Source organism: Catenovulum maritimum (genome assembly GCF_001050375.1).
Lineage (GTDB): Bacteria > Pseudomonadota > Gammaproteobacteria > Enterobacterales > Alteromonadaceae > Catenovulum > Catenovulum maritimum.
Genome location: NZ_KQ130497.1, coordinates 32083 through 49122, shown reverse-complemented (window position 1 = coordinate 49122; position 17040 = coordinate 32083). Strand labels below are relative to the sequence as shown.

Genomic DNA, 17040 nt, shown 5'->3' with positions numbered 1-17040 from the left:
CATATCAAATACGTGCCTCAGCTAAAGCAGCTAAAAAACCTTCCGCCATGGCAGACGGTGTAAAACTCTGGCTTCTAGCAAAAGAAGACTCACTTAAATGCTTTAATCTGTGAGAATCAAATAACAATTTATTTATCTCGCGCGCCCAATTTTGGGCGGATTCTAATGTGAGCAACACCCCGATTTCAGCCTGGTTGCTATCTGTTAAAACCTCACGCTGAGCGGCAATATCACTAGATACAATTGGACAGGCAGAGGCCATAGCTTCAAGCAAAGCATTACTTTGGCCTTCAAACGTACTCGTTTGTATATATAGATCGCACTCTCCGAGCAAAGTCCGGACCTTATCACTTGGCTGCGCCCCTAAAAATGTAACTCTATCTGAAACCCCAAGCTGCGCAGCATAATCTTCTAATTCGCTCAACAAAGAGCCGTGCCCTGCAATCACTAGATTTGCTTGGTTAACTTGAGTTAGCACATTTAGCGCAAAATGATAGTTCTTTTGATGTTCCAATCGACCAACTGACAAAATCATTTTATTCTGCTTAGGTAAATTTAATTGTTGGCGTATTGTCAAAGTTCTACCAGTCTGCTGAATTGACTCAACACAGTTATATACAATCCTGATTTTTTTTTGATAGCTTTTAGCATAGCGACTAAGAGAATCTTTAACCGCATTTGAGTTACATATCACAGCAGTATAAACAGGTGTTGCCCCGATTAATCGATCACACCATCTTAATATCGGTTGATAACTAGAAACTGGATTCCGGTGCGAAATTAAACGATTTGGAATGCCGACCAACCAAGCCGATAAAGCGCCCAATAAGTTAGCTAAAGGTAAAAAGCAGATAACCGCATCCGGTTTTTGATGCACTAAATACTGTATGAGCTTAACCACTGATACAAGATAACGAACAAGTACAAAACTTTGCTTGTCGGCAAGGAAAATACCATTTTTCATTGATGTATCTTGGCTATCACCGTACAAATATATAACGCCAAAATCAATGGCTTTATTACTACATTCAGTTTGCAGCTTAGCCATAGCTTTTTGTGCCCCACCAGAATTATTATGAGTTACTATGCCGATAATTTTCATTTATCTTTCCTCATAGGTTGTAATATTGACGAGCAGATTCATCAATACTAAACAAACTGGCTCTTTGTTTGAGATCTTCAAAAGAACGGGTTAATACCTCTTTCATAGCTTGCGCTAAACTATGACAGTCATGAACTGGCACCAAAATGCCATATTGACCTTGAGCTAAAATTTCTGCAGAACCGCCTTCACAATTAGTCGAAACGACTTTAGTTGATAAGGATAAAGCTTCAATCAAAACCGTAGGTAAGCCTTCCCAAGCAGACGACATAATCAAGGCATCTGCTTGAGCAATGAAATCATAAACATTGCCGACATAGCCCAATAATTCAACCGAGTCTAATATGCCCAAATTAACTATGTCTAATTCTAGCTCTGCTCGCTGTGGTCCTTCACCGAGTATTAGTAAACGAGCTGGCTGGTTTTTTATCAATAAGGCAAATGATTTGAGTAAATGCTTAAAGTTTTTTTGTGGCGTTAAACTACCAACCGCAACAAAAACAGGCATTTCTTGATGAAACCATGGGTGCGCATACTTGGTTGAACTCACTTTGTAATCCAGCAAGTCTTGATTCACCACAGGATTAAAAATTACCTCTATATTTTCTACACCGGTAAAACGAGTGATACTGCCTTTAACGGCAGCTGAAACGGCAATCACTTTCTTTGGAATTCGATACACTAACTTAGTTAACAAGTAGGCTAATTTTACGCTAACTGAATTTACGATTTTAAAATTGGTCTGCATCACATTATGTTCAACAACTATCAGCTTATGCGAAAACCCGAACAACTTAGCCGCTAAACACGCGCTCACATTTGCATGCGTCATATGTGAAATAACGATATCTGGCGCTAAGTGATTAACTAAACTCCCTAACTCTAATGGGCAAAATGCCATACGTTTAGCTGTTAACTCATGAATCATAATGCTGGGATTTAGCTCATTTTTCATCGGCCCTGTATCATTAAGTACAATCAGGTTAACGCGCGCGCCTAAATCCACTAAACCATTGGCGAGGCGAACTGAAACACGCTCTGCACCACCACCTCGAAAATCATGTAAAAATAAAACAATATGCTTCATATTGACACCTTAAGCCGATCTCATATGCTTTAACACAGAATAAATTGCATGAGGATTTGTCGTTATGTATCGCCACAATAAATGTTTAGGACGAGTCATGGCTCTATGTAGCCATTCCAAACCATGATTTTGCATCCATGCTGGGGCTCTTTGATAATCACCAGTGACAAAGTTATAACAACCACCACAAGAGATAACGATAGGCACTGTTAATTTATCTTTATTTCTAATACAAAACTCTTGTTCTTTAGGCTTGCCTAAACCAACCCACAGAACTTGGCTATCTGATTGATTTATCTGTTCCACAATTTCATTTTCTTGAGCTTGCGAAAAGTAACCATTTTTAACCCCAGCTAGAATAAAATTAGGATATTTAGCTGCCAGTAAGTTGGCTGCCGATGCCACCACTTCTTGTTTACCTCCTAGGAGAAAATGCCGAATCGGTGCCTGATAAAAATTAGGAATATCATGAATCATATCTGTTGTCGCTGTCCGTTCTGGAATGGCTTTTGATTTACCCGCAACCCATTTTGAAAACTGAACCACACTTTGGCCATCAGCATGAACTAGATCAGCTGAGTTCATGATTTTCATATATTTTTTATCTGTATTAGCTTCAGAAATACTATGACCATTGGCACTGAATATCAATTTGGCCGCTTGCAGTTTAGGTTCATTTTGCGAGGCATAATCACCAATCACTTGAGCGAGTTCGTAACGGCTAACACAAGCTGTCGGTATGCCACCTATATTGACTGATTTGATATCTTCAAATTTCATTTTTGCTCCTTAAAACAGAAAATTAATCAAGACACTCTCTAATAAACATTTTTGCCAACAAAACCTTTGTAAAAAGTAAAAATGACAATTTTGAAATCCATCCAGAGTGACCAATTTCGAATATAATCAAGATCAAATTGAATTCGCATTTGCATTTTATCTAAGGTGTCTGTTTCACCCCGCCAGCCGTTAATTTGTGCCCAACCTGTGATGCCAGGTTTCATTTTGTGCCTTAGCATGTAGTAATCTATGATTTCTCGATATTCTTCATTATGTGCAATTGCATGTGGTCTAGGCCCAACGACCGACATATTGCCTTGGAGTACATTGATGAATTGAGGTAATTCATCTAACGAAGTTTTACGCAAAAATGCACCAAACCAAGTGACACGCGCATCATTTTTAGTTGCCTGAGTCACCTCCTTAGCATTTTCAGTAACTGTCATACTACGAAACTTCCAAATCTTAATTTTTTTACCATCCATGCCATATCTATCCTGCTTGAAAATAATGGGGCCAGGAGAGCTGAGCTTAACGCCAAGGGCAATAAACATCATGGGTAGCGCTATAACACATAAAATTGCACTCGCCAAAAATAAGTCTTCAATTCGCTTCATCATGTAAGCGGCACCCCGCATTGGAGTGTCATAAACGCTAACGGTTTGAATCTCCCCCACCTGACCCATACGTGCGTGAAGTAAGTTGTAGATGAAAAAATCAGGAATAAGGTGAACGTCAACCGTGGTATTACCAAGGCTACGTAAAATAGTTTCAATTCTTGGCTTGGCACTTAAGGGTAAAGCAATAAACAAAACATCGATTGCGCCTCGTTTTGCTAGCTTAACACCATGTGCTATATCTCCCTTGTACCATTCTCTGAGTTCAGGCTCGATACGCTCGATAGACCTTTCATCAAATATAGTTTTTAATTTATAGCCAGTTTCGGGTCTATCTAGAATTTCACGGGCAAGCTGTTTTCCTGATTCGGTGACACCAATAATACCTACTGAGCGAGTATTAAGCCCTTGCTTACGAATTGAAAATAAGAAATAACGAAAACATATACGCCAAGTCAGTAAGCAAATTAAACTAGATGACAACCAAAGCGCGAGGACAAGTCGAGAAAAGTGTTCTGCAGTTTCACTAAAAAAGATGAAAGATAAGGTCGCGAGTATCATTACTCCCCAACTAAGCGAAGCATAAAATAACATTTCTTTTAATACGCCTGCTCGCCAAGAGCGATACAACCAAAATAATTCTGCGGTAAAGAAATATCCAAGATTCGCGATTAAAGCGACAACAAAATACATTAAGTCGTAATGACCACCAGTTAACCCACAAGCTAAGACTAAACTCAATTGAAGAATAACAAAGTCAATCGCACGATAAACAAAAGCAAATTGATTTATATTATTTCTTATAATTCCCTGTGTGGCCATTTAACACCTCGACAATTGATTTAGTCATAATCAACTACCAGTACAACTCAACTCCGGTAACCGGTTAAGTGGGTAATGCCTTAGCTGTTACAAAGTACGAGCTAACACACTTATTTAAAAAGCATCTAAGGTAATTAACCTAATTATTTCATGAGGAGTGTTGCTATCTTGGCTCTACTTCGACATAGCATCGATTTGGTTTTTTATTATTCTAATAATGCTTTAGAGAGTCAGTAACAAAACGGCAACAATTAAATATTAATCATCTTGTTTGTTAGATAAAACTGCATTAAACAGTCCAGTTTTTTGAATTTATGGAATCTAGGATGAAACTGACCTTTAGCCAGAAAAATGCGAGAATCGTGCTTAGTCTAATAAAATTGGGCTAGTTTCAATCTAGCGGTAAGAAATATATTTCCAAAATTAAATTTAAATCCATTAGCTTAATCTTGGTCATTTAAACTGAAATTATTTGATTTAAATGAAGTCTCCCTAGCCTAGTGCATTTTGCCCTAAAGCAACCCAGTCAATTTTATCACTTTGGTTCAAATAAAAGCTAAATACATGTAAACCAGCTACATAGTCGTTACAACTGAGTTGAAATGAAGCGACTAATTAAAGTGAATCAATAGCAGAAAAGTAAGGAATGAGTGAAGCGTTTCCGAAAAATCGTATCTGGATATTGAATCCAACTATTCTGAATCCTGCGCCCTTAACCTTGTGCCTGCACGGCTAAATTTATGCAGACAGTCAGATAATTTATTAATATCTAGTGGCTTAGATAGATGGGCATTAAATCCGACTGTAACTGCCTTGGCTTTATCTTCTGGCATTACATCTGCAGTTAGGGCAATAACAGGTAACTCATCAAATTGAACTAGACTTCTAATTTCCGCCGTGGCTTGATAGCCATCCATAACTGGCATCTGACAATCCATCAAAACTAAATCAAATGATTGCTGTTCTAGCGCTTCAAGTGCTAGCGCTCCATTTTCCACAATATAGGTTTCAACGCCAAATGTCTTAAGCATTTCGGCAATGACCATTTGATTGATCTCGTTATCTTCCGCAACTAAAATTTTGCATCCGGTAAAATCACATTTTCCGAGTGTTTTTCGTTCTGTTGGTGCTTTTAAGCTAGTTTGTACTTTAATCTTTATTGTGAATTCAGACCCTAGACCTTCTGTACTATTTAAATCTATGTCGCCCTGCATCAAGTTCGCCAAGTCTTTAGCAATCGCTAAGCCCAACCCTGTACCACCAAACTTACGCGATGTTGAAGAATCAGCCTGAGTAAACGCATCAAATAAAATGGCTTGCGCTTCTGGCGCAATTCCAATACCTGTGTCAGCGACAACAAATTTTAATTCAGCTAAACCACCTTCTTGGTTCACCAAACTCGCAGTTAGGCTAATCTGGCCTTGCTGGGTAAACTTAAGAGCATTCCCGCATAAATTAATTAATATTTGCTCCACTCGCACTGAATCACCTAGATACCAAAGCGATTGCGGCAAATTATCTATCAGCTTCCATTCTACCCCTTTACTGTTAGCACTTGATTCAAACATCACACTGATACGCCCAATCACATCATGCATATCAAATAAGCTTTTTTCTAATACCAGCTTTTCAGATTCAATTTTTGAAATATCCAAAATATCATTCACTATCCCTAATAAAGTGGTGGAAGATTTCTCGATTTTATGAAGATAATCATTAATTTCAGTGGATGATTTAGATTGATATGCCAATTGAGAAAAACCAATTACGGCATTTAGTGGCGTGCGAATTTCGTGGCTCATATTCGCTAAAAATCGACTTTTGGCTAAATTGGCATTATCTGACTGTTGCTTCGCTTGCTTTAACGACAGAGTCCGCTCTGTAACCATACGATTTAATAAAAATTGCCGACTGTTCATAATTAAAATCAGTAGCATAATAAAAGCAATGATAAATAACTGAGCAACCAGTAACGTATAGGCAATATTATCATGATAGTGCTGAACAAATTCAGATTTAGGTTTTAAGTACAGTTGCCAAGTTTGCCCGCTTTGCGGAAAAGAAAGCAATTTAGTTTCTTTGAATTGGTCTAGACTAATCAGGGTTTGCCCTGTATTAGCTGCAATAATTTTTCGGCTCGACGCTTCCACCAATTCAAACTCAAACATTTGCTTTTGATTGATATTAATTGCGTGGTCAATCACTTCTTCAACTAGAAACACGCCCGTCGCGAATCCTAATAATTTTTGTTGGTAAATCCCCTGCTCAGCTTCTAATTTTATTAATTGGTAGACAGGCGCAAAAATTAAAAATGCGGGTTCAGGATCCACTGATTGTACCAACTGAATTATTTTAGTCGCTTTAGGAATTGCCTCATCAGCCGCCTGTTGCAACACTAATTTACGATCACTTTTCGAATTGACATTAAAGCCAAGTGCCTTTTGATTGTCTTCAAATGGAAAGACATACTTTACGACGATTAAGGGATCGCTTTCATCAAGCGGTTGGCCAATTAAACCAACTGGCTGTTCTAATTCTTCAGACAGCATTTGGAAAAATTCAGTTTCTTTAGATTGAGGCACAACCTGATTCCAAGAAAAAGCCTGTATTGCATGCTCTTGTAAAAAAATAGGTTTAACATACTTCAAAAAATCTGTCTGATTTAAGTGGGGGTTGTATTGAATATAGCTAGCAACCGTTTGAATGTGACTTAAATTCTTGGTAATTTGCCTATGTAAACTATTTGAAATAACCTCAACTTCACGATCAACAATTTCAAGTACACTCCGCTGGTTATTGCTGGAAAAAATTATCGTCGTCAATAATACAATCGAAAAGAGAATAATAGGTGTTACAACAAGTACATAGTCTTGCTTTACACTCACATTTTTCTTTTTAAATTTAATTAGCGCCAAAATAAAAGGCGTCGCCAGCAAAACACCTAATGAATCGCCAGCCCACCAAATCAGAACATTGGTCCAATGATTCTCGATGCTATAACTAGGATTAAATAGACTAAGCGAATAAACGCCTATATTAGACGAAATAGTATTAACTAGTATGCCGACAATAAAGACGAAAACGACGGCTAACTTATCTGATTTCAACTCGAGAATATTACCAGTGTAACGTCTCAGTATAAATCCACCAACTCCAGCTTGTAAGCTAGCACCAAAGGCTATCAGACTAACTTGCTTAATTAAATCCGCTGATAGTAAAGCGAACTCAAAACCCGGTTGAGAAAATAAATTAAAGCAAACAGAGCTCACAAAAACTGCGGGGAGAAATCGCCAACACCAAAGATAAGCACCGACCAAAGCAACACCAGAAGGAAGCCATACGGGCACGACTTGAGCTTGAGCCGAAATACTAGACAATAAAGCACCTGCGTAATAATAACTTACGGCAAGGGTTAAATATAAACTTACATTAAAAAATTGATTTCTAGGCTGGAACACTAAAGGCAATCCCTTATCAGTTAAGCTAACTTACAGTGTACTTAGTTTAGTCTAGACCTATAATTGTCTATATTAAAATTAAATAACCTTAATACGGGATAATAACTTGCTTTCTAGGGCAGTTTTTCCTCGCTAATAGAGTATTAGGTGCGTTGAATTCGCTAGGGTGTGTTGACGTACCCAGATTCGCCTTGCTCTAAGAAAAACGCCTTTCAATAAATAAAAACCAAACAATATCAATAGCTTGAGTTGGTAAATTAAAAGCAGGCAGATAAGCTGCTGCCAAATAAAGATAAAGAAATACTCGGCAACTGAATTAATAGAAATTCGTTAGCCGAGCTAATGCAATTTATAGATCATTTAAAAAAGCGAGTAGGTCCTCTCTTTGCGCTTGGTTGAAATCTAAAACTTTTTGTTTAGACATTTCAGCTTCACCACCATGCCAAAGTACAGCTTCCATTATGGTTTGGGCCCGACCATCATGTAAAAATGTCGCATTTGGATCGACTGTTTTTGCTAACCCAATTCCCCATAAAGGTGGGGTCCGCCATTCTGATGCTGTTGCTAAAAATTCGTAAAGCATGGTTGAGTCAGCTGCTTGGTTTTGCTGGTTAAAATCAGCTAATTCAGCCCCCATATCGTGCAACAACATATCTGTGTAAGGAAAGATATCTTGTTCAGATAACTCTGGCTGCTCACTATCTCGTTCAGTTTTATAATGTTCAGTATGACATGCTAAACAGCCGGCTCGTGCAAATAAAGCTTTGCCTCTTAGTACTTGCTCGTTATTGATATTTCTCCGTTCAGGTACTGCAAGGTGAGACGAGTAAAACCCGATTGCATCTAGTACAATATCTGATACTTCATAATCATATTGATTAACACTATCCCCATTACCATTAGGCGCATTTTTGCAACCCAATTGTTCGACTGTGCAAGTTTCGGTTTGATGGAATCGATTGGTTAGCCCCATATCATTAACGAACGCACCTGCCGATTGCTCTAGCAAACTAGGTTGACCTGCTTTCCAACCAAAACGTCCCAATTGGACTGCTTGGTGTTGGACACTCCAAACATAATTTGCTTTACCCGAAATACCATCACCATTTGCGTCATGAATATCTTGTTTCGCTAATATATCTGACTCTGCAATTAACTCTAGTAAACCTAAACCTATCATCGCAGGCGAAACTCTAGCCGAAAAAATCGTATCGACTTCAAATGCCTTATTTTCGATATTGCTTTGTATCTGCCAGTTAGGTTGACGTAACTGATATTTAGTACCATCAGTAAATTCTACTGTTTTAAGACTATATTGAACGCTTAATTTCACTTCAGGCGCTAGGTTAGAAATACCATGTTGTTGTAATTGTCCTCCAAAATAGCTATCGGGCACGTTAGCTATAAGCGAACTTAACATTTGATTTTCTTGTTCTGTAGTAATATTCGCTTTAGCCGTTCTAAACAAAATACTATCAAAGTCTGTGTCGTGTTGATCTTTTGGTGCATGTCCTCGACCATCTCGGATATGACAATCTTGACAAGCATCATTATTAAAAAGTCCGCCTAACCCATCCCGCGAAGAAGTACTCGCACTGCCTTCAACCCAAGGGTTTTGGAAAAAATCATTACCTAAGTTAAATAAGGCAATTCTATCAGGATCTGTCATATTACTAGAGTGTTCTGAGAAAGCATCTGCTGTGATGTCTTTAACACTAGATTGACCACCACCAAGGTTTTCATTCAGGGCTACTTTATTAGCGTCATCTGTAGACTCGGACTGTTTTCCACAACTAGATATAAGACCAAGTGCACAGAAACAAAACAGAGCTGTATATAATTTTTTTTTCATTTTCGACCTAAGCAATAAAATGAACGGATATGGGAATGTTGTCGAAAGATTCCATCCGTATGATCTAAAAAGCCTGTCATAAAACAGGCCCAATAAAAAATAATCATCAGATTAATTTAATCGCCATCACCAGCACTATCTATATACTGCAAAGATAAAATTTCTTTTAACAATACCAGTTCAACATCAAGCGATATAAGTTCATTAACTGCACTTTTAGCGATAACTCTTTCAGCGCCATCTGTAGACTGACCAATTATTTGGTCGAACTTAATTGGGTTTTGAGCACGTTCACCCACTTCTAAGATTTGGTACATTTTCGTTTCAATACTCGATAAAGCACTATCAATTCGGTTAAAAGAATCTTTATTTTTACTTTTAATCAAATCAGCTAGGCTAGCGCCTGTTACTGAGTGTGCACTCGATTGATATTTGCCATAAAAGGCATTTTTAACACCTTGAAAGTTATAATAAATTGCAACATGACTTAAGTCACTAAAACAATCATGCTCTTCTTCAGGATCACCTAATAATAAACCTGAGTTCATACGTGCCGAAGCTAATTCATCTGTTGCCATCGCACGAATTGAACCAACCATGTAATCTATTGCTAAATCGCTATTTACAAAATTATGCGCCAAAGTACCCGAGGTTTGTTGAGCTGTTGGAGTCCATTCTGCAAGCATATCCGTTAAATCAGTCACCAGTAATTCGGTCGCAGCCATTAAGTAATCCGCTCGTCGTTGACATAAAGTATCAGCACAACTACCATCATTAGCAAAATCTGATGCCGCTCTTTCTCCGGCACCAGCATCAGTGCCGTGCGTATCTGCGCCCCATAACATGTATTCAACGGCATGGACACCAGTTGTCACATTGGCATCATTATCATCTGCGCCATTTTCAGCTATGAGTAGATCAAGATTAATCGCTTGGTTACCCGCAATAATGGCATCTATATGGTTTTCATCTAATGGCCAAGCATTCACTTGTCCTTCCCATTCATCGACACTAGAAGGACCACCATCAGCAGCGAGATCTAGGTTATCCCCAACTGTAATAACACTATCCCAGCGCATAATTTCTGATTGCTGGTATGGGATTCTAGCCTCTTTATATGCAGCTCTAGCAAGCTCTAAATTTGCTTCAGTCGGTGTAGCAATAAAGCTTTCAACTGAGCTTTTTAAAAGTTTAGCAGTCATTAAAGAATCACTGTATGCAGCATGTGCCATTGCAACATAATTCTGTTTAACTTCAGCTTCAGATACATTAGTCGTATCATCATCACAAGCTGAAAGAATGGCAAGACCAGAGCAAGCCGCGATTGAAATTAAAAATTTGTTCATTACATCTCCTTTTATGATCATGGTAATGATAACCACTATCATTTGCAATATCAATTATACTAGCAATAATAAAATGATATACTTGGCTTATGAATACTTTTTCTTCTTTTTTATGAACTCAGAATATTTAGCTTGGATAAATCAATTGGCAGAACAATTTAATTGGTTAATAAACCCAGCTAGCCGTATTTATTGGCTGTATCTTTTAGCTTCAATGCCAGTGGTGATCATCTACACAAAAATTAAACCTCAAAATAACATCAATATTAGTGGCATATTTTTCAATCCAAAATATTGGTGGAATCGTTCTACTAAGCATGATTATTTTTGGATGGCATGTAATCAAGTGCTGTTGGTGTTAATTCTCACCCCAATAGTATGGGATCAACTCTCTGTGGCGATAAATATCAATCGAGCTCTCATAAATTTCTTTGGGATGGGCGATCTTATTTCTCTACCTCATTTGAGCTTAATATTTTTATTTAGCTTCAGCTTATTTATCCTTGAAGATTTTTCTCGGTTCTTTGTTCACTGGTTGTATCATAAAGTCCCTTTTTTATGGCGTTTTCATGCAATACATCACAGTGCAACCACGCTGACGCCTTTTACTTTGTATAGAGTCCATAGCATTGAATTTTTAATCAATAATTTGCGCTGGCTATTTGTGACTGGGATAACAAGTGGCATATTCATGTATCTATTCTCAGGAAAAATAACTGTGATAGAAATTTTGGGTGTAAATATTTTCAATTTTACATTCAATCTAGTCCTGTCCAATTTACGTCACAGCCACATATATATTGGGTTTGGAAGGTTAGAAAAGTTGTTTATTAGCCCTGCACAACATCAAATTCACCACAGCCTAGACGAAAAACATTTCAATAGAAACTTTGGTTCTTGTTTAGCAATTTGGGACAGGTTATTTAAATCTTGGCTTAGTAGCAAAGATGAGTCTATCCTTAGATTTGGAATAAGTAAGAAGCCGCCTAAACTGTCGGGCCAATTAAGAGCGATCCTTAACTAAAACTGAAATGCAGTTAGCGTAAAATTGCCAGGGGTTAGGCCGAAATTGTAAGTGGAGCCCATCGTGGCGATTACCAAAATTAAACATTGATAACATATGATCTTTATATTATTGTAACATTAAGCATATGCAAAAAAGGATAGCATGCATTAACCAAATAAACTTTGAAGGCTTTGCAATGATTAGAACTGCGCTTGCACTAATATCAATACTGATTTGTACACCAAGCTATGCCAAAACCATATACACATTACAAGCTGCTTTTGATGGCGTAACTGAGGATAGTTACGAATACCAAGCGCTAAGCCTAGCGCTAGAAAAAACAGTTGATGAATTTGGTACTTATCAACTAAAAGTGACCTCAGAAGCCGTTCCACCAAGCCGCTATATGGTTGAGGCTAATTCAGGTAACTATGAAAATTTTATTTTTGCGAATTCAGTAAAAAAAGAATCCCTACACAATTTTTCTCATGCAAACTTTCCTGTTTTACTTGGCATTATTGGATATCGAGTACCACTGATTTCGAAAGACTTAAAAGCAAGAGGATACTCCATTTCATCCCGCAATGAACTGATGACATTTTCTATGATTCAAGGCAAAGGCTGGCTAGACACCGACATACTCAAAGATAATGGCTTTAAAGTACATACTGGAAAATATATTGAAGGCCTATTTCATATGGTCGCGAATGAGCGCGGTAACTTCTTTCCTATTGGTGCATCTCAAATTAATGGCGCTTTAACAAATTTTAGCCATGTCGAAGGCTTAACTATCGACGAAAAAATTCTCTTATATTACCCACTACCCCGCTTCTTTTTTATGGGTACAGAGCATCAAAATAAAATTTATAGAATCGAAAAAGGGTTAATAACAGCTTATGAAGATGGAAGCTTACAGCGACTCTGGCAACAACACTTTAATCAAGCATTAGTATCTGTCGGTATCTCAAAACGAAAGTTATTTAAATTGAGAAACAAATATATTGATGGCATAGACAACAGTTACGAAAAATACGTGTTTGATCCTTTTGCTAAGCACTAAATCAAAAAAACAAATCCTCTTACGTGAATTCAATAAGAAGTTTTGCAGATAAACAAAAAGCGCGTTTAGAGCAATTCTTCACGCGCTTTTTAGCCTTTTAACTAGCTGGATTAGATTCTTTGGTAAAGCTTAGCAACTAAGGCTTTAACTATTTCGGGGTTTTGCTCTGCAACGTTGACCGTTTCATGCGGATCGACTTGATGATCATACAGTTCGATATAAATAGCTTTTTGGCTTAAATTTTTAGTATCTAACCACGCAATTAAGCGATGGTTTTTTGTTCTTAATGAATACCCCATTAAATTTTGTTCAAACAGTTCTCTGTCCCACTTTTGTTTTTGCTGCTGTTTTATCTTGTCTTCAACCTGCTCAATTAAAGGACCGAAATAAGTTTCGCGCATACCTTTTCTAAGTGGGTAAGCCCCCCATTCTCTTAATGCAGGTGTTGGAAACTGGCTTAAAGCTGAATCTTGCCAAGCTAAATCAGGGTTAGTAATTAGGGGTGTTAAGCTTAAGCCTTCGGCTTGTTTAGGCTTACTAATATTTGCTAATTCGGCAAGCGTTGGGTAAATATCTATCAACTCGACTAAAGCTTCTGTAGACAAGGCTTTACCTGTTCTGCGGGTTTCAGGCGTTGAGATAATCAAAGGGACGCGAGTCGCAATTTCATAATTGCTTGCTTTTCCCCAAATACCTTTATCACCTAAATGGTAACCATGATCGCTCCAGATAATAACGATTGTATTATCTAACACATCCAGTGCCTTCAACTTAGCGAAAACTTTCCCTATTTGCGCATCAACATAACTAATACAAGCCAAATATGCATGTTTTAAATCTAGGGAAAGATCATCTGGTAAATCACCAAAATTAGGCACATTAGAAAAAGTTCTAAGTTCAAACGAGGCATGTAATCCCATGGCTGCAGCATTGGTTGGCGCTAGACTATGTTCTGCAAGCGCAATATCTTGTTTATTGTACAAATCCCAATATTTTTTGGGTGCTATCCACGGCAGGTGAGGTTTATTCATACCAAAACCAAAAAAGAAGGGTTTGTCTGACTGCTCAACCAATTGCTCTAACGTTTTTAATGCAACCTCAGTGTGATAACCATCTTTGTATGCTGTATCAGCGACATCTGCACCCTCAATTGCAGGGCCACTACCTAAACCGTATTTAGCTTGCTCACCATATTTAGCAAACATGGCTTTTTTGTTTTCTTTTTGTAATTGGAAATTTTCATCTAGTGCATAACGACCTGGTCTTTTTATATCTTGTGGAAGTTGATCGAACGCGGCAGGCCAGTTCCATGAGTTTTCACTGTCTTTATCACCATGATGAAAGATTTTACCGACAAATGATGCATTATAACCATGTTTCATAAAGTGCTGAGGTATAGTTTCAACATCAGGATATTTATGACGAAACTTAACGTAATTGTGGGTCACTTCCAAAGTATCTGGGCGCAAGCCTGTCATCACACTAGCGCGTGATGGGCCACATATCGCTTGCTGAGCATAAGCATTTTTAAAGGTAATTCCGCCTGCTGCAATTTGGTCGATAAATGGCGTTTTGGCAATTTTAGAACCGTAAACACCAAGCTCAGGTCTTAAATCGTCAATTGAAATAAACAAGACGTTAGGTTTTACGTTCTTATCTGTAACTGATTGAGTTTGCTCTAGTTGAGAACAACTTAGACAAAAGAGTGAAAATATCAGAATTGAGAAATGTTTTATTGCCATCAAAGTACCTTAGTTTTTATCAACTTTATTGTTTTGCATTAAGCGCAGGATTTGCTGTTTATTTAGAGCTGTATCAAAGACATAAATCTCATCTAACCAGCCTTGAAAAAAGCGTTTAGTTTGTAGCTTATTATTCGGGTTGGTAAAGGCTAGATTGCGGCCAATAGATAAGGGTCTAGATTTAGGGTGATTGGTTTCTGTGTCTACTTTACCAATTGATTTATTGGCTGTTTTTTCTAATTTACCATCTATATAAATCAATACATGGGTTGATAAATCAGCCTGTTCACCACCAAAAAGCACAATAGAGACATGATGCCATTTTTCGTCATTAAGCGGTTGAGTGCCAATCACAACACCGTGGTTTGTCCCTATTCTCATACTACCTAGAGGTGCTAAATCTGGATTAGGATTCGGTGAAATTTGCCATGCAGACAGCTTTTCAGACAAGCCCCAACTTAAAATGCCAAAACCTTTATCGACCGAAAAATCAGCCGGTAATTTTAGCCAAAACGCGACGGTTCTAGGATTACTACCTTCTATGCCGGAAAATTCAGTATCCAACCAAGTATTTTCACCATTAAAGTAAAGTGCTTGGTTGAATTTCCCGCTGACTTGTTCTGGTCCAAAAGCTTGCTCGGGTTGAGGACTAGCCAATGATTTAGCGTAGGCCGGGTAGCATAAATCATTGATGCCAGGCCCACTACAGGCGTAAGCATTATCGAGTTTTTCATCGAATGACCAATGCAAATAATCTGGGTTTTCAACTGAATGCCCAGGTAAAGCGCGCATAAATACATCAGGTTGGCTTTCAATGACACGCACTTGCTGAGATAAAGAATACGCTCTGGCCTGATTAACTGTTAAATGCTCAAAATTATGCTCTTTGGAAGCTCTAGCCTTAACTTCTCCTTCCAACACATGAACTTCAGATTTTCCGGTTTTATTGACTTTAACCGCGAATTCAGTGCCTAAATCGACAATTTCAGAGCTCGGAGTATCTATTTTAAACCCAATAGCTTGCTGAGGGACGCGAGCAATTAAATTACCTTCACTTAAAATTACATGGTCAGGATTTTTCACTTTAAGTTGAATAGGCGCTTCTAATACTAAAGTCACCCCATTCTCTAATTTAATTTCGGCATAGCCCTCTATTAAATCAAACTGCCCAGTTTTAATTGTATTGCCCGCGAATAAGTCACCAGAATTGGTTTTAGCCTCTATCACATTGTATACAACGCCAACAGACTTAGGTTGTGCCAACCAAATCCCGCCCACAAAAGCGAAAGCCACTGTATACATAAGAACAGGTTTTAATAGCAAACGAGAATCAAAATTAAATCGAGCAACTAATTTATCAAACCAACTTAATGACGGTTTTTTCTTTAGCGCTTGCGCTAGCTTTAAATTAAAAGATTCTTCCGTTTGTGCCTGTAAACTAAAATTTAACAAGCGCGCAAAGGCAACTTCTTGGGATAAGGCTTTTAGTAGGCTTGGATCGTCTTTACAAGCTTGGATAATTGCTTGTCCAACATCTTCGCCAGCTAAATATTGAGCAACTAATTTTTCCTGTGCTTTATTCATGGTGATCCTTTTTCAACTCTTGTTCAACGCACTCACGTAATAAACCGCGAGCACGATGAAGCCGCATGGTTATGGTTGAATGTTTCACTTGGTAGAGCTGGGTTAAATCTTTCAAGGAGCAATTTTCAATATAAAATTTTTCTACTAATTGCTGAATGTCTTGGTTAAGTGATTTGACACACGTTAATAACTGCTGAATTAAATTTTCTGAATCCGAAATAGTCAGTTCAGTTTCGAGCTGCTGGGTGATCAAGGTATTTAATACCTCTGCGTCTTCATCGTTATATTTAAGGGGATCAAACTTTCGATTATGGTTACGAATTAAATTTTGCGCTATGCCAAACAACCAAGCCTTAAAGTGAGTTGGGTTTTCAAGCTGACTTATTTTGTCAAATGCCAGTAAAAAAGACTCTTGCGCTATGTCATCAACATATTGTGGTGAATTTAATCGCATCGCGACAAAACCGCGCAAAGCCGTTTGATAAGCACTAACCAGCTGCATAAAGGCCGATTGTTTACCTTTTTGAACCTGCTGAATTAGCTTGGTCAGCTGTGCTTCGCTCATCGCGCTTAAATTAGACATT

At 38.0% G+C, this 17040-nt stretch carries 12 protein-coding genes; 2 read left to right on the top strand and 10 right to left on the bottom strand.

What is annotated here, in order from left to right:
- Positions 1–4: 4 nt before the first annotated feature.
- The 7 genes from XM47_RS14250 to XM47_RS14220 all read right to left on the bottom strand — a co-directional run bounded on the left by XM47_RS14250 (position 5) and on the right by XM47_RS14220 (position 11064).
- The gene (locus XM47_RS14250; protein ID WP_048693877.1) at positions 5–1102 is read right to left on the bottom strand and encodes a glycosyltransferase family 4 protein; all 1098 of its coding nucleotides are present in this window, start codon (positions 1100–1102) and stop codon (positions 5–7) included.
- 10 nt (positions 1103–1112) lie between these two features.
- Positions 1113–2189, bottom strand: a complete 1077-nt coding sequence (locus tag XM47_RS14245) for a glycosyltransferase (protein ID WP_048693874.1) — start codon at positions 2187–2189, stop codon at positions 1113–1115.
- A gap of 9 nt (positions 2190–2198) precedes the next feature.
- Positions 2199–2969 carry a WecB/TagA/CpsF family glycosyltransferase gene (locus XM47_RS14240; RefSeq protein ID WP_048693872.1) on the bottom strand — a complete coding sequence of 257 codons (771 nt, stop codon included), beginning with the start codon at positions 2967–2969 and terminating at the stop codon, positions 2199–2201.
- A gap of 38 nt (positions 2970–3007) precedes the next feature.
- The gene (locus tag XM47_RS14235; RefSeq protein WP_048693870.1) at positions 3008–4408 is read right to left on the bottom strand and encodes an undecaprenyl-phosphate glucose phosphotransferase; all 1401 of its coding nucleotides are present in this window, start codon (positions 4406–4408) and stop codon (positions 3008–3010) included.
- 692 nt (positions 4409–5100) lie between these two features.
- Complete coding sequence (locus XM47_RS14230) at positions 5101–7866, bottom strand: CHASE domain-containing protein (RefSeq protein ID WP_048693868.1); 2766 nt, start codon at positions 7864–7866, stop codon at positions 5101–5103.
- A gap of 349 nt (positions 7867–8215) precedes the next feature.
- Positions 8216–9718 carry a di-heme oxidoreductase family protein gene (locus XM47_RS14225; RefSeq protein ID WP_048693866.1) on the bottom strand — a complete coding sequence of 501 codons (1503 nt, stop codon included), beginning with the start codon at positions 9716–9718 and terminating at the stop codon, positions 8216–8218.
- A gap of 116 nt (positions 9719–9834) precedes the next feature.
- Positions 9835–11064 carry an imelysin family protein gene (locus XM47_RS14220; RefSeq protein ID WP_048693865.1) on the bottom strand — a complete coding sequence of 410 codons (1230 nt, stop codon included), beginning with the start codon at positions 11062–11064 and terminating at the stop codon, positions 9835–9837.
- 73 nt (positions 11065–11137) lie between these two features.
- On the opposite strand from XM47_RS14220, the gene XM47_RS14215 reads away from it, so the two are divergent.
- A complete protein-coding gene (locus tag XM47_RS14215; protein WP_048693863.1) occupies positions 11138–12088 on the top strand; it encodes a sterol desaturase family protein in 951 nt (316 codons plus the stop codon).
- Between the two features lie 178 nt (positions 12089–12266).
- Entirely contained in the window at positions 12267–13130 is an 864-nt protein-coding gene (locus XM47_RS14210) for a hypothetical protein (RefSeq protein WP_149865518.1), read from the top strand.
- A gap of 110 nt (positions 13131–13240) precedes the next feature.
- Here XM47_RS14210 and XM47_RS14205 read toward each other — a convergent pair whose 3' ends face one another.
- The 3 genes from XM47_RS14205 to XM47_RS14195 are packed head-to-tail and all read right to left on the bottom strand — an operon-like array spanning position 13241 to position 17039.
- Positions 13241–14872, bottom strand: coding sequence for a sulfatase (locus tag XM47_RS14205; protein ID WP_077066572.1), 1632 nt, complete (start codon positions 14870–14872; stop codon positions 13241–13243).
- Positions 14873–14881: 9 nt separating this feature from the next.
- Complete coding sequence (locus XM47_RS14200) at positions 14882–16456, bottom strand: LamG-like jellyroll fold domain-containing protein (RefSeq protein WP_048693858.1); 1575 nt, start codon at positions 16454–16456, stop codon at positions 14882–14884.
- Complete coding sequence (locus tag XM47_RS14195; protein ID WP_048693856.1) at positions 16449–17039, bottom strand: RNA polymerase sigma factor; 591 nt, start codon at positions 17037–17039, stop codon at positions 16449–16451. Before XM47_RS14195 ends, XM47_RS14200 begins: the two co-directional genes overlap by 8 nt.
- Position 17040 lies beyond the last annotated feature (1 nt).